Source organism: Enterobacter cloacae complex sp. 2021EL-01169 (genome assembly GCF_020733125.1).
GTDB classification, from domain to species: Bacteria; Pseudomonadota; Gammaproteobacteria; order Enterobacterales; family Enterobacteriaceae; genus Enterobacter; species Enterobacter roggenkampii.
This window is the reverse complement of sequence record NZ_JAJFTC010000009.1, coordinates 139,297-153,061: the sequence shown is the minus strand read 5'-3', so window position 1 is coordinate 153,061 and position 13,765 is coordinate 139,297. Positions and strand designations below refer to the sequence as shown.

The 13,765-nt window shown below is 57.6% G+C and carries 12 protein-coding genes; 7 read left to right on the top strand and 5 right to left on the bottom strand.

What is annotated here, in order from left to right; translation table 11 throughout:
* Positions 1-123: 123 nt before the first annotated feature.
* Entirely contained in the window at positions 124-756 is a 633-nt protein-coding gene (crp, locus tag LLF79_RS19700; RefSeq protein WP_000242758.1) for a cAMP-activated global transcriptional regulator CRP, read from the top strand.
* Between the two features lie 57 nt (positions 757-813).
* Positions 814-2,901: a YccS/YhfK family putative transporter gene (locus LLF79_RS19695; protein ID WP_165557375.1), complete on the top strand. Its 2,088-nt coding sequence runs from the start codon at positions 814-816 to the stop codon at positions 2,899-2,901.
* On the opposite strand, the gene LLF79_RS19690 is transcribed toward LLF79_RS19695, so the two are convergent.
* The 4 genes from LLF79_RS19690 to ppiA form a co-directional block, all read right to left on the bottom strand.
* Positions 2,898-4,118 (bottom strand): aspartate aminotransferase family protein, encoded by a 1,221-nt coding sequence (locus LLF79_RS19690; protein WP_021242207.1) that lies wholly within the window; start codon positions 4,116-4,118, stop codon positions 2,898-2,900. The genes LLF79_RS19695 and LLF79_RS19690 overlap by 4 nt on opposite strands.
* An 85-nt stretch (positions 4,119-4,203) precedes the next feature.
* On the bottom strand, positions 4,204-4,767 hold the full coding sequence (gene pabA, locus LLF79_RS19685) for an aminodeoxychorismate synthase component 2 (RefSeq protein WP_008503021.1): 564 nt from the start codon (positions 4,765-4,767) through the stop codon (positions 4,204-4,206).
* Between the two features lie 30 nt (positions 4,768-4,797).
* Entirely contained in the window at positions 4,798-5,382 is a 585-nt protein-coding gene (locus LLF79_RS19680; protein ID WP_008503022.1) for a putative adenosine monophosphate-protein transferase Fic, read from the bottom strand.
* Positions 5,383-5,487: 105 nt separating this feature from the next.
* Positions 5,488-6,060 carry a peptidylprolyl isomerase A gene (gene ppiA, locus LLF79_RS19675; protein WP_014885514.1) on the bottom strand — a complete coding sequence of 191 codons (573 nt, stop codon included), beginning with the start codon at positions 6,058-6,060 and terminating at the stop codon, positions 5,488-5,490.
* A 278-nt stretch (positions 6,061-6,338) separates the two neighbouring features.
* Between ppiA and tsgA the strand changes: the two genes are divergently transcribed.
* A complete protein-coding gene (gene tsgA / locus LLF79_RS19670; RefSeq protein WP_227880239.1) occupies positions 6,339-7,523 on the top strand; it encodes an MFS transporter TsgA in 1,185 nt (394 codons plus the stop codon).
* Between the two features lie 3 nt (positions 7,524-7,526).
* On the opposite strand, the gene LLF79_RS19665 is transcribed toward tsgA, so the two are convergent.
* Positions 7,527-8,843 carry a cytosine deaminase gene (locus LLF79_RS19665; protein WP_227880238.1) on the bottom strand — a complete coding sequence of 439 codons (1,317 nt, stop codon included), beginning with the start codon at positions 8,841-8,843 and terminating at the stop codon, positions 7,527-7,529.
* Positions 8,844-9,082: 239 nt separating this feature from the next.
* Here LLF79_RS19665 and nirB point away from each other — a divergent pair, with 239 nt between their 5' ends.
* The 4 genes from nirB (at position 9,083) to LLF79_RS19645 (ending at position 13,764) form a co-directional block, all read left to right on the top strand.
* Positions 9,083-11,626, top strand: coding sequence for a nitrite reductase large subunit NirB (gene nirB, locus LLF79_RS19660; RefSeq protein WP_021242204.1), 2,544 nt, complete (start codon positions 9,083-9,085; stop codon positions 11,624-11,626).
* A complete protein-coding gene (nirD, locus tag LLF79_RS19655; protein ID WP_008503027.1) occupies positions 11,623-11,949 on the top strand; it encodes a nitrite reductase small subunit NirD in 327 nt (108 codons plus the stop codon). Before nirB ends, nirD begins: the two co-directional genes overlap by 4 nt.
* A gap of 134 nt (positions 11,950-12,083) precedes the next feature.
* Complete coding sequence (gene cysG / locus LLF79_RS19650) at positions 12,084-13,457, top strand: siroheme synthase CysG (protein WP_227880237.1); 1,374 nt, start codon at positions 12,084-12,086, stop codon at positions 13,455-13,457.
* A gap of 136 nt (positions 13,458-13,593) precedes the next feature.
* A complete protein-coding gene (locus LLF79_RS19645; protein ID WP_008503029.1) occupies positions 13,594-13,764 on the top strand; it encodes a YhfL family protein in 171 nt (56 codons plus the stop codon).
* Position 13,765: the final 1 nt, after the last annotated feature.

Sequence of the window (13,765 nt, the reverse complement as noted above, 5' to 3'; positions counted from 1 at the left end):
TACTGGCTGCGAAACGTTACGGTAGCCGACTTCCCAGGGTATGGGTAAGAATTCGATTGCAACCCCAGAGTCCGGATGCATCTGATGACTCTGGTGACAGCTTATAACAGAGGATAACAGCGCATGGTGCTTGGCAAACCGCAAACAGACCCGACTCTCGAATGGTTCTTGTCTCATTGCCACATTCATAAGTACCCATCAAAGAGCACGCTGATTCACCAGGGTGAAAAAGCGGAAACGTTGTATTACATCGTTAAAGGCTCGGTGGCAGTGCTGATCAAAGATGAAGAAGGGAAAGAGATGATCCTTTCTTATCTGAACCAGGGCGATTTCATCGGTGAACTGGGCCTGTTTGAAGAGGGCCAGGAACGTAGCGCCTGGGTTCGTGCAAAGACAGCATGTGAAGTGGCTGAAATTTCTTACAAGAAGTTCCGTCAACTGATTCAGGTTAACCCTGACATTCTGATGCGTCTCTCTTCCCAGATGGCGCGCCGTCTGCAGGTCACCTCAGAGAAAGTGGGCAACCTCGCCTTCCTGGACGTGACGGGCCGCATCGCACAAACTCTGCTGAACCTGGCGAAACAGCCGGACGCCATGACCCATCCGGACGGCATGCAAATTAAAATTACCCGTCAGGAAATTGGTCAGATCGTCGGTTGCTCTCGTGAAACAGTGGGCCGTATCCTGAAAATGCTGGAAGATCAAAACCTGATCTCCGCCCACGGTAAAACCATCGTGGTCTACGGAACGCGTTAATTCCGCTTAAACGGCGTGCCATCGCAAGGTGTCACGCCGTTTTTGTCTCTACTCCTCATGTGGCGCAGGCTGATCTATCACCCGGAAGTTAACTACGCACTGCGACAAACGCTGGTGTTGTGTCTACCCGTGGCCATCGGCCTGATCCTCGGACACCTTCAGCAAGGCCTGCTCTTTTCCCTCGTGCCCGCCTGCTGCAACATTGCTGGCCTGGACACACCGCATAAGCGCTTTTTCAAACGACTGATCGTGGGCGGCTGCCTTTTTGCTGGCTGTAGCCTTGCCGTACAGCTTTTACTGGCCCGGGATATCCCGCTGCCGCTGATCCTGACGGTGCTGGCGATGACGCTCGGCGTCACGGCGGAAATCAGCTCGCTGCACGCCCGCCTGCTTCCCGCCTCGCTGATTGCGGCCATCTTCACGCTGAGCCTCGCCGGGAATATGCCGGTGTGGGAGCCGCTGCTGATCTACGCGCTGGGGACACTGTGGTACGGGCTGTTTAACTGGTTCTGGTTCTGGCTGTGGCGGGAACAGCCGCTGCGCGAATCCCTGAGCCTGCTCTATGTGCAGTTGGCGGAATACTGCGAAGCCAAATACACCCTGCTCACCCAGCATACCGATCCGGAAAAAGCCTTACCGCCGCTGCTGACGCGCCAGCAGAAGGTGGTGGATCTGATAAGCCAGTGCTATCAGCAGCTGCATATGCTCGCCGCCAACAAGAACCACGAATACAAACGGCTGCTGCGCACCTTCCAGGTAGGCCTGGATCTGCAGGAGCATATCTCCGTTAGCCTGCACCACCCGCAGGAGGTGCAAAAGCTGGTTGAGCGCAGCCACGCCGAAGCGGTGATCCGCTGGAACGCGCAGACCGTCTCGGCACGCCTGCGCGTGCTGGCTGACGATATTCTCTACCACCGCTATCCCACGCGCTTTAATATGGAAAAACAGCTCGGCGCGCTGGAGAAAATCGCCCGTCAGCATCCGGATAACCCGGTCGGCCAGTTTGCCGCCTGGCACTTCAGCCGCATCGCCCGCGTGCTGCGCACCCAGCGCCCGCTTTATTCCCGCGACCTGATGGCGGATAAACAAAAACGGCTTCCCCTGTTGCCCGCGCTCAAAAGCTATCTGTCTCTCAAATCGTCCGCCCTGCGCAATGCCGCACGAATTAGCGTCATGCTCAGTATCGCCAGCCTGATGGGCATGGCGCTGCATCTGCCGAAGCCCTACTGGATCTTAATGACCGTGCTGTTCGTCACCCAGAACGGCTACGGCGCCACGCGGGTGCGTATCCTGCACCGGGCGGGCGGCACGATGGCAGGGCTGATCATTGCAGGCGTAACGCTGCACTTCCACGTGCCGGAAGGCTATACCCTGGCAGGCATGCTGGCGATCACGCTGGTGAGCTACCTGATTATCCGCAAAAATTACGGCTGGGCGATGGTGGGCTTTACGGTGACGGCGGTATACACCCTGCAGCTGCTTACGCTGAACGGCGAACAGTTTATTGTCGCCAGGCTGATTGATACCCTGATCGGCTGCCTGATTGCCTTCGGCGGCATGGTCTGGCTGTGGCCGCAGTGGCAGAGCGGGCTGCTCAGGCAGAACGCCCACGACGCGCTGGAGGCCGACCAGCAGGCCATTCGCCTCATCCTGAGCGACGACCCGCAGCCCTCCCCGCTGGCGTATCAGCGCATGAAGGTCAACCAGGCGCACAACGCTCTGTTCAACTCGCTCAACCAGGCGATGCAGGAGCCGGGCTTTAACTCACATTATCTGGCCGATATGAAGCTGTGGGTAACGCACAGTCAGTTTATCGTTGAGCACATTAACGCCATGACGACGCTGGCGCGCGAGCACACGATGCTGACGCCGGATCTGGCGCAGCGCTACCTGCAGTCGTGTGAAATTGCGTTGCAGCGCTGCCAGCAGCGTCTGGAGTATGACTCACCGGGCGAGTCGGGGGATTTAAATATTCTGGAAGCGCCGGAGACGTTAACCCACGGGCCAATGAGCACCCTGGAGCAACACTTGCAGCGCGTGCTGGGGCATCTGAACACCATGCACACTATTTCGTCGGTGGCATGGCGTCAGCGTCCGCAACATGGGGTTTGGTTAACGCGCCGGTTGAAACGAACCGAATATTAGCCTTTAACGATCTTTGCAACCGCCGCGGCAAAGCGGGTTAAGCCGTCTTCGATGTCTTTGTCTTCCACCACCAGCGACGGCGCAAAGCGCATCACGTCCGGCCCGGCGTTGAGCACCATCACCCCTTCGCGAGCGGCGGCGTGCAGGAAGTCGCGCGCGCGGCCCTTGTACTGCGGCTTCAGCTCGGCGCCAATCAGCAGCCCCATCCCGCGGATCTCGCTGAACACGTCGTACTGCTCGTCAATCTGCTTCAGGTGCTTCACAAACAGCTCGCGCTTCGCGCTAACGCCGTTTAGCACCTCTGGCGTGTTGATGATGTCGAACGCGGCCCCCGCTACGGCGCTCGCCAGCGGGTTACCGCCGTAGGTAGAGCCATGAGAACCGACGTGGAACGCGGAGGCGATCTCCTGCGTCGTCAGAACCGCACTTACCGGGAAACCGCCGCCGAGCGCTTTCGCGCTGGTCAAAATATCCGGCGTCACGCCGTAGTGCATATAGGCAAACAGGTCCCCGGTACGCCCCATCCCGCACTGCACTTCATCAAACACCAGCAGCGCCTGATGCTCGTCGCACAGCGCGCGCAGCCCTTTCAGGAATTCCGGGGTTGCCGCGGTCACGCCGCCTTCCCCCTGAATAGGCTCGACCACCACCGCGCAGGTGTGGTCGTCCATCACCGCTTTCACCGCGTGCAGATCGTTAAACGGCACGTGGATGATGTCGGCTGGTTTCGGACCAAACCCGTCGGAATACTTCGGCTGGCCGCCAACGGAGACGGTAAAGAAGGAGCGCCCGTGGAAGGCATTGTGGAAGGCGATGATTTTGGTTTTGTACGGGCTGTGGCGCGTGGTCGCGTAGTAGCGCGCCAGCTTAAAGGCGGTTTCGTTGGCTTCGGTGCCGGAGTTCATAAACAGCACGCGCTCGGCAAACGTGGCATCAATGATCTTACGGCCCAGGCGCAGCGCCGGTTCGTTGGTGAACACGTTGCTGGTGTGCCACAGGGTTTCACCCTGGGTTTTCAGCGCCTCCACCAGCGCGGGATGGCAATGACCCAGCGCCGTGACCGCAATCCCGCCCGCGAAATCCACATACTCCTTGCCCTGCTGATCCCAGACGCGGCTGCCTTTCCCCTTCACCGGGATAAATTCAGCCGGTGCATAAATCGGCAGAATCACTTCATCGAATGTCGCGCGGGTAATTGCTGGTTGTTCAGTTGCCATGTCATGCCCATCCATTTATGTCACATTGATTGTGAAAATATAATCACAAAATATGCATAAAAAATCATAGCAAGGCAACAGATATTCAGCGATGGAGGAAATTTGCCAGCAGCGCGTGCCCCTGCTCGCTGAGGATGCTTTCCGGATGGAACTGCACGCCTTCGAGATCCCATTCGCGGTGACGAATCCCCATGATCTCCTGCGTATCGCTCCAGGCGGTCACCTCAAAGCCGTCGGGCAGCGTCGACGGGTCAATCACCAGCGAATGGTAGCGCGTCACGGTTAACGGATTATTGAGCCCCGTGAACACTCCGGTGCCCGTGTGGGTGACCGGCGAGGTTTTGCCGTGCATGACTTTGGCGGCGCGCACGATGGTGGCACCAAAGGCCTGAGCAATCGCCTGATGGCCCAGACAAACGCCGAGGATCGGCAGCTTGCCGGCATAGTGCTGGATAACCTCCAGCGAAATACCTGATTCCGACGGCGTGCAGGGGCCGGGTGAAATCACGATTTTCTGCGGAGCCAGCGTCTCGATATCGGCCAGGCCAATCTCGTCGTTACGTCGGACAACCACCTCTGCACCCAGTTCGCAAAAATACTGGTAAAGGTTCCAGGTGAAGGAATCGTAGTTATCAATCAGCAGAATCATGGCGGCTCCCGAAAAAAATGCCGCCCTATTCTACTCAGATTCCCGCGCTTCGCTCACTACTTTGGCAAAGATCGCGTTTAGCGCGGTTAAATCCCCCGTTGCGCCGCTGCGGTTAGCGGACACCCACTCCTCGGGATCGATATCGCGCCAGTCAAGTGAATAGCCCGCATGGATCGCCAGCTGCTCAAAGAAAACGCGCTGAGCAATACCGTTACCACGCGCAAAAGGATGCAGCATGTTGATTTCACAATAATAATGGCTAATTTTTTCAATGAACGCCGCTTTCTCAAGGCCAGCCAGATACTTTTCGCTTTCCAGCGCCGCCATCAGTTCATTACCCATCTTTTCGATGTATTCGAAATGGCAGAAGGGAATATCACCTTTGAAAATATCGTCGGTCCGGAACTCACCTGCCCGCTTCATCTCTCTGCGGTAGAGATGGCGGTGAATAAGGCACAGATGGGGTAACCCGGGCGCGGAAGGCCCAAGCGCCAGGCTCTCAATCTCGGGATCCGATGGACCATTACCTTTCTCAAGGAGACAACTGGCCTGAAAGTTGACGCTACGCTGCTGCTCCCAGAGACGGGATTTTTGCTTGTCGGTGAGCTTTTTCACTTAACGCCTCCCTGAATAGTCCGTTTGCCACAAGTATAAGCAGCAAAACGCGCTTTCGCAGGGAGGGGTCACAACACGGGCGAGCCTCGCCCGCGTCGAAGAACGTTACGGCAGAACTTTTGCGGAGAGGATCACGACAGGTTTGGACGGCACATTCTGATACGGACCGACGTCATGGGTAGGCACCTGAGAAATCTTATCGGCCACATCCATTCCTTTCACAATTTTACCGAACACCGCATAGCCGAAGTCGCGCTGGCCGTGGTCGAGGAAGGCGTTATCCGCCACGTTGAGGAAGAACTGGCTGGTCGCGCTATCTTTGTCTGCGGTACGCGCCATAGAGATCGTGCCGCGTTTGTTCAGCAGGCCGTTGTCCGCTTCGTTTTTGATTGGCGGGTTCGGCTGTTTCTGCTGCATCTGCTCGTTGAAGCCGCCACCCTGAATCATGAAGCCCGGGATCACGCGGTGGAAGGTGGTGTTGTTATAGAAACCACTGTTCACATAGTCGAGGAAGTTTTTCACAGAAACCGGAGCTTTCTGGCTATTCAGTTCCAGCTCAATATTCCCGGCGGAGGTGGTCAGCAGAACGTGAGGGTCCCCTTTTGCTGCCAGCGCAGCAGGGGAAACGGCAGAAAGAGCAAACACAGCTGCGACAGCCGCCAGTGTTGATTTGAGCATGAGAATTCCTTAACAAAGCGCAGTATAAAAAGCGAATGGCTTGATTCTAAAGAGCAGTATGAACGTAGACCAGCCTTTTACCTAATTTTACGAAATTGAAACAATTATTACTGCGCAAACGATTGGTTAGACCGCCACTTAATGTGATTTAGATCACATTAAAACCTGCAATGACATAATCATTACCCTTAAAAGATAGGAATGGATCACTTTAGCGACTAAAATCTGCCCGCTCTCAGCGCCCCTTCGGCGCTTTTCTTTTTTTGAACAGGCCAGACATGACTAACAGCAATCGCATCAAGCTCACATGGATCAGCTTCTTCTCCTACGCCCTGACCGGCGCGTTGGTGATCGTCACCGGGATGGTGATGGGGAATATCGCAGACTACTTCCAGCTGCCCGTTTCCAGCATGAGCAACACCTTCACCTTCCTCAACGCAGGGATCCTGATCTCTATCTTCCTGAATGCCTGGCTGATGGAAATCGTGCCGCTGAAAACCCAGCTTCGCTTCGGCTTCGTGCTGATGGTCGCCGCCGTGGCGGGTCTGATGCTGAGCCACAGCATCGCCCTGTTCTCAGCCGCCATGTTCGTGCTCGGCCTGGTCAGCGGGATCACCATGTCGATCGGGACGTTCCTGATTACCCATATGTATGAAGGCCGCCAGCGCGGCGCGCGCCTGCTGTTTACCGACTCCTTCTTCAGCATGGCCGGAATGATCTTCCCGATGGTCGCTGCTGTTCTGCTGGCGCGCAGCATTGAGTGGTACTGGGTCTACGCCTGCATCGGTCTGGTCTACGTTGCTATTTTCATTCTGACCTTCGGCTGCGACTTCCCGGTTCTGGGTAAAAAAGCGCAAACCACGGCAGAGCCTGTGGCGAAAGAGAAATGGGGTATCGGCGTGCTGTTCCTCTCCATCGCCGCCCTGTGCTACATCCTGGGCCAGCTGGGCTTTATCTCCTGGGTACCGGAATATGCCAAAGGTCTGGGCATGAGCCTGAACAACGCGGGCAAACTGGTGAGCGATTTCTGGATGTCCTACATGTTCGGCATGTGGGCGTTTAGCTTCATCCTGCGCTTCTTCGACCTGCAGCGCATTCTGACCGTGCTGGCGGGCCTGGCGACCGTGCTGATGTATCTGTTCATCAACGGTTCCCCGGAGCATATGCCATGGTTCATTCTGACCCTGGGCTTCTTCTCCAGCGCCATTTATACCTCGATCATCACCCTGGGCTCACTGCAGACCAAAGTGGCCTCGCCGAAGCTGGTTAACTTCGTTCTGACCTGCGGCACCATCGGTACCATGCTGACCTTCGTGGTGACGGGCCCGATCGTTGCCCACAGCGGCCCGCTGGCCGCGCTGCACACCGCGAACGGTCTGTACGCCGTGGTATTCATCATGTGCTTCATCCTGGGCTTTGTGACCCGCCACCGCCAGCACAACGCGACAGCGGCGTCTCACTAATCCCTACGCCCCTTTGCGCTCGGCAGAGGGGCTGTTTCTGGCAAAGCTCACCTCTTCTCCCCCGATATCCATCTGGATCCACGTCTGCGCCAGCTGCGTAGTAGCAATCACCCTCCCCTGACGGATTGACCAGCGCACCGGCACCTGGCAGCGCACCGCTTCAAACCCGCTCTCCGCAGGCAGAATAATCAGGTTTGCCGGATTTCCCGTTTCAATACCGTAATCGCTCAGGCCAAAGGTGCGGGCGCTGTTATGGGTAATCAGGTTCAGGCCGCTGTCGATTTGCGGATAGCCCATCATCTGGCAGACGTGCAGCCCCATATGCAGCACCTGCAGCATATTGCCGGTGCCGAGCGGGTACCACGGATCGAAGACATCGTCGTGACCAAAGCAGACGTTAATACCTGCTTCCTGCAGCTCTTTCACCCGGGTGATGCCGCGACGCTTCGGATAGTCATCAAAGCGCCCCTGCAGGTGGATGTTGACCAGCGGGTTCGCAACGAAGTTAATCCCCGACATCTTCAGCAGACGGAAGAGCCGCGAGGTGTAAGCGCCGTTATAGGAGTGCATGGCGGTGGTGTGGCTGGCCGTCACGCGCGGGCCGATGCCGGCCTCATACGCCAGCGTGGCCACCGTCTCGACAAACCGCGACTGTTCGTCGTCAATTTCATCGCAGTGGATATCCAGCGGGCGGTCATACTTCTTCGCCAGCTCAAAAGCGATATGCAGCGACTGGACGCCGTACTCACGGGTGAACTCAAAATGTGGGATCGCCCCCACCACGTCGGCCCCCAGTTTTAACGCCTCTTCAAGCAGCGCCGCGCCGTTCGGGTAAGAGAGAATACCTTCCTGAGGAAACGCGACGATTTGCAGCGTTACCCACGGGGCCACCTCCTGCTTCACCTCCAGCATCGCCTTCAGGGCGGTAAGCGTTGGGTCAGAGACATCCACATGGGTGCGGACAAACTGAATGCCGTTAGCGATTTGCCACTTCAGCGTTTTCCAGGCGCGTGCTTTCACATCCTCATGGCTGAGCAGCGCCTTGCGCTCCGCCCAGCGTTCAATGCCTTCGAACAGCGTGCCGGACTGGTTCCAGTTCGGCTCACCCGCCGTCTGGGTGGTATCAAGATGAATATGCGGCTCGATGAACGGGGGAATAGCCAGCCCACCGCGCGCGTTCAGTACCTCATAACTTTCGGCGTGGGTGTCGTCCATGGGGGTGATGTCACCAAATCGCCCGTTCTCGATGGCAAGTTGCCACAGCCCATCCCGACCCGGTAAACGCACATTCTGAACAAGCCATAACGGTGATGTAGACATAACTTTCCCCTCATAAACGCAGCTGATATTCAGGCGTATCGATTTTTGCAAAACCGCCCCTGATTTGTACACAAATTCAACGAACACGAAAAGCCTGCGATTTCCGCCACTTATAAAAATCCTGACAAATCAGTCATATACCACCTAAGGAGTAGGCGAAGGCGTATTTGATTTGCATCAATAAGCGCCCCTGCTGAATCGTTAAGGTAGGCAATAATAGAAAAGAAATCGAGGCAATAATGAGCAAAGTCAGACTCGCTATCATCGGTAACGGCATGGTCGGCCACCGCTTTATTGAGGATCTTCTCGATAAAGCCGATGCTGAGCAGTTCGATATTACCGTGTTCTGTGAAGAACCCCGCAAGGCATACGACCGTGTGCACCTGTCTTCCTACTTCTCCCATCATACCGCCGAAGAGCTCTCTCTGGTGCGTGAAGGTTTCTACGAGAAGCATGGCGTAAAAGTGCTGGTGGGCGAACGCGCTATCACCATCAACCGTCAGGAAAAAGTGATCCACTCCAGCGCCGGCCGTACGGTTTTTTACGATAAGCTGATCATGGCGACTGGCTCGTATCCGTGGATCCCGCCGATTAAAGGCTCGGAAACGCAGGATTGCTTCGTTTACCGTACCATTGAAGACCTCAACGCCATTGAATCCTGTGCGCGTCGAAGCAAACGCGGCGCGGTTGTTGGCGGTGGCCTGCTGGGCCTGGAAGCCGCGGGCGCGCTGAAAAACCTCGGCGTTGAAACCCACGTCATCGAATTTGCGCCGATGCTGATGGCCGAACAGCTGGACCACATGGGTGGTGACCAGCTGCGTCGTAAGATCGAAAGCATGGGCGTGAAGGTTCACACCAGCAAAAACACCAAAGAGATCGTTCAGGAAGGGACTGAAGCACGCAAAACCATGCGCTTTGCCGACGGCAGCGAGCTGGAAGTGGACTTCATCGTCTTCTCCACCGGCATCCGCCCGCGCGACAAGCTGGCAACGCAGTGCGGCCTGGCCGTCGCGCAGCGCGGTGGGATCATGATTAACGACACCTGCCAGACCTCCGACCCGGATATTTACGCCATCGGCGAATGCGCCAGCTGGAACAACCGCGTATTCGGCCTGGTCGCGCCCGGGTACAAAATGGCGCAGGTCGCCGTGGATCATATCCTGGGCAGCGAAAACGCCTTCACCGGCGCAGACATGAGCGCCAAGCTGAAGCTGCTGGGCGTGGACGTAGGCGGTATTGGCGATGCGCATGGCCGCACGCCCGGCGCGCGCAGCTATGTCTACCTCGACGAAAGCAAAGAGGTCTACAAACGTCTCATCGTCAGCCAGGACAACAAGACCCTGCTCGGGGCGGTGCTGGTGGGCGACACCAGCGACTTCGGCAACCTGCTCCAGCTGGTGCTCAACGCCATCGAGCTGCCGGAAAACCCGGACGCGCTGATCCTCCCGGCGCATGCCTCCAGCGGTAAGCCGTCCATCGGCGTGGATAAACTGCCGGACAGCGCGCAGATTTGCTCTTGCTTCGACGTCACCAAAGGCATGCTGATCTCCGCGATCAACAAAGGGTGCCACACCGTTGCGGCGCTGAAAGCGGAAACCAAAGCCGGTACCGGCTGCGGCGGCTGTATTCCGCTGGTCACTCAGGTGCTGAACGCCGAGCTGGCGAAACAGGGCATCGAAGTGAACAACAACCTGTGCGAGCACTTCGCTTACTCTCGACAGGAGCTGTACCATCTGATCCGCGTGGAAGGCATCAAGTCCTTCGACGAACTGCTGGCGAAGCACGGCCAGGGCTACGGCTGTGAGGTGTGTAAACCCACCGTCGGCTCCCTGCTGGCCTCCTGCTGGAACGAGTACGTGCTCAAGCCGGAACACACGCCGCTGCAGGACACCAACGACAACTTCCTGGCCAACATCCAGAAAGACGGCACCTACTCCGTGATTCCACGCTCGGCCGGTGGTGAAATCACGCCGGAAGGGCTGGTCGCGGTGGGCCGTATCGCACGTGAATTTAACCTCTACACCAAAATTACCGGCTCCCAGCGTATCGGCCTGTTTGGCGCGCAGAAGGACGACCTGCCTGAAATCTGGCGTCAGCTGATTGAAGCGGGCTTCGAAACCGGCCACGCGTACGCCAAAGCGCTGCGCATGGCGAAAACCTGCGTGGGCAGCACCTGGTGCCGCTACGGCGTCGGCGACAGCGTGGGCTTCGGCGTTGAGCTGGAAAACCGCTACAAAGGCATCCGTACCCCGCACAAAATGAAGTTCGGCGTCTCCGGCTGTACCCGCGAATGTGCGGAAGCGCAGGGTAAAGACGTGGGTATTATTGCCACCGAGAAAGGCTGGAACCTGTATGTGTGCGGCAACGGCGGGATGAAACCGCGCCATGCGGACCTGCTGGCGGCGGATCTCGATCGCGACACGCTGATTCAGTATCTCGACCGCTTCATGATGTTCTACATCCGTACCGCCGATAAGCTGACCCGTACCGCCTCCTGGCTCGATAACCTCGAGGGCGGCATCGACTACCTGAAATCGGTCATTATCGACGACAAGCTGGGCCTGAACGAACATCTGGAAGCGGAAATGGCGCGCCTGCGCGAGGCGGTGATCTGCGAGTGGACGGAAACCGTCAACACCCCGGCGGCGCAGACGCGCTTCAAACACTTTATCAACAGCACCCAGCGCGACCCGAACGTACAGGTTGTGCCGGAGCGCGAACAGCATCGTCCGGCGACGCCGTATGAACGTATTCCGGTCACGCTGGTGGAGGAAAACGCATGAGCCAGTGGGTAAACATCTGCAATATTAACGACATTCTCCCCGCCACCGGCGTCTGTGCGCTGCTGGGCAACGAGCAGGTGGCGATTTTCCGCCCTCGCCACGATGAACAGGTTTTTGCCATCAGCAATATCGACCCGTTCTTTGAGGCCAGCGTGCTCTCCCGCGGACTGATTGCCGAGCACCAGGGTGAACTGTGGGTCGCCAGCCCGTTGAAAAAGCAGCGTTTCCGCTTAACCGACGGACTCTGCATGGAAGATGAAAGCTTCTCGGTCAAACACTACGACGTCCGCGTGAAGGACGGCGAGGTGCAGCTGAAAGCGTAACCCCTCGCCTTTTCAATAGGAAAGGCTTATGACCCCTTATGGGTAACGGCAGGAAAAACCGTATGTTCTGTACGATTCCTGCTGTTATCCTGACGTCAATTCTTCCCCCGCCATGAATGCTGTGAGGTAACGTCGTGGATCACCTGCCGATTTTTTGTCAATTACGCAACCGCGACTGCCTGCTCGTGGGCGGCGGCGACGTGGCCGAGCGCAAAGCGCGCCTGCTGCTAGAGGCTGGCGCCCGCCTGACCGTGAATGCCCTGTCCTTCGCCCCCCAGTTTGAGGTTTGGGCCCAGGAAGGGATGCTCACGCTGGAACAGGGCGCGTTTAATGAATCCCTGCTGGACACCTGCTGGCTGACCATTGCCGCGACGGATGACGATGAAGTGAACCAGCGCGTGAGCGACGCCTGCGAAGCGCGCCGTATCTTCTGCAACGTGGTGGATGCGCCGAAAGAGGCCAGCTTTATCATGCCGTCGATTATCGACCGCTCGCCGCTGATGATTGCGGTCTCGTCCGGGGGACGTTCGCCGGTTCTCGCGCGTCTGCTGCGGGAAAAACTGGAAGCCCTGTTGCCTCAACACCTTGGCCAGATTACGCATTATGCCGGGCAGCTGCGTTCACGCGTGAAGCAAACCTTCGCGACCGTGGGCGAGCGCCGTCGCTTCTGGGAAAAATTCTTTGTGAACGACAGGCTGGCGCAGTCGCTGGCGAATCAGGACACCAAAGCCGTTGAAGAGACGACTGAGCAGTTGCTAAGCGAACCGCTGGACCATCGCGGCGAAGTGGTGCTGGTAGGCGCAGGCCCCGGAGATGCGGGTTTGCTGACGCTGAAAGGGCTACAGCAGATCCAGCAGGCGGATATCGTGGTGTACGACCGTCTGGTCTCCGATGACATCATGAACCTGGTGCGCCGCGACGCCGACCGCGTCTTCGTGGGCAAGCGCGCGGGCTACCACTGCGTGCCGCAGGAGGAGATTAACCAGATCCTGCTGCGCGAAGCGCAAAAGGGAAAACGCGTGGTCCGCCTGAAGGGGGGCGATCCGTTTATCTTTGGACGCGGCGGTGAAGAGCTGGAAACCCTGTGCGACGCGGGTATTCCGTTCTCCGTGGTGCCCGGCATTACGGCGGCGTCCGGCTGTTCAGCGTACTCTGGCATTCCGCTGACCCACCGCGACTACGCTCAGAGCGTGCGTCTGGTGACGGGCCACCTGAAGACCGGCAGCGAGCTGGACTGGCATAACCTGGCCGCCGAAAAGCAGACGCTGGTGTTCTACATGGGGCTCAATCAGGCCGCCACGATTCAGGCGAAGCTGCTGGAGCACGGTATGAATGCGGATATGCCCGTCGCGCTGGTCGAAAACGGCACCGCCATTACGCAGCGCGTGGTGGATGGCGTGCTGACGCAGTTAGGCGAGCTGGCGCAGCAGGTCGAAAGCCCGGCGCTGATTGTGGTGGGCCGCGTGGTTGAACTGCGCGACAGGCTGAACTGGTTCTCGAATCACTAACGCATATTCTCCCTTCCTGGAGTAGTCCTTAAGCGGACTACTCCCCTCTTACGCCTACCGATACCATACCGCTCGCATAGTGGAACTTTTCCATTTATTCCCTCGTATTACATCCATTTTTAGACAAGGAATGCATATGTTCAAACTGGCAAAAGCCGCCGTTCTGGTTGGCCTGTTATCGACGCTGACGGCCTGCACCGGTCACGTACAGAACACCAAAAATAACTGCAGCTACGATTATCTGCTGCACCCGGCGATCTCCATTTCGAAGATCATCGGTGGTTGCGGCCCGGCGGCACAGCAGTAAG

What these genes read in the sequence shown, in the direction of transcription:
- LLF79_RS19695 (WP_165557375.1), top strand. Translation starts at nt 814, where the DNA reads ATGTGGCGCAGGCTGATCTATCACCCGGAAGTTAACTACGCACTGCGA.
- tsgA (WP_227880239.1), top strand. Translation starts at nt 6,339, where the DNA reads ATGACTAACAGCAATCGCATCAAGCTCACATGGATCAGCTTCTTCTCC.
- LLF79_RS19665 (WP_227880238.1), bottom strand. Translation starts at nt 8,843, where the DNA reads ATGTCTACATCACCGTTATGGCTTGTTCAGAATGTGCGTTTACCGGGT.
- LLF79_RS19690 (WP_021242207.1), bottom strand. Translation starts at nt 4,118, where the DNA reads ATGGCAACTGAACAACCAGCAATTACCCGCGCGACATTCGATGAAGTG.
- pabA (WP_008503021.1), bottom strand. Translation starts at nt 4,767, where the DNA reads ATGATTCTGCTGATTGATAACTACGATTCCTTCACCTGGAACCTTTAC.
- nirD (WP_008503027.1), top strand. Translation starts at nt 11,623, where the DNA reads ATGAGCCAGTGGGTAAACATCTGCAATATTAACGACATTCTCCCCGCC.
- nirB (WP_021242204.1), top strand. Translation starts at nt 9,083, where the DNA reads ATGAGCAAAGTCAGACTCGCTATCATCGGTAACGGCATGGTCGGCCAC.
- ppiA (WP_014885514.1), bottom strand. Translation starts at nt 6,060, where the DNA reads ATGCTCAAATCAACACTGGCGGCTGTCGCAGCTGTGTTTGCTCTTTCT.
- LLF79_RS19645 (WP_008503029.1), top strand. Translation starts at nt 13,594, where the DNA reads ATGTTCAAACTGGCAAAAGCCGCCGTTCTGGTTGGCCTGTTATCGACG.
- crp (WP_000242758.1), top strand. Translation starts at nt 124, where the DNA reads ATGGTGCTTGGCAAACCGCAAACAGACCCGACTCTCGAATGGTTCTTG.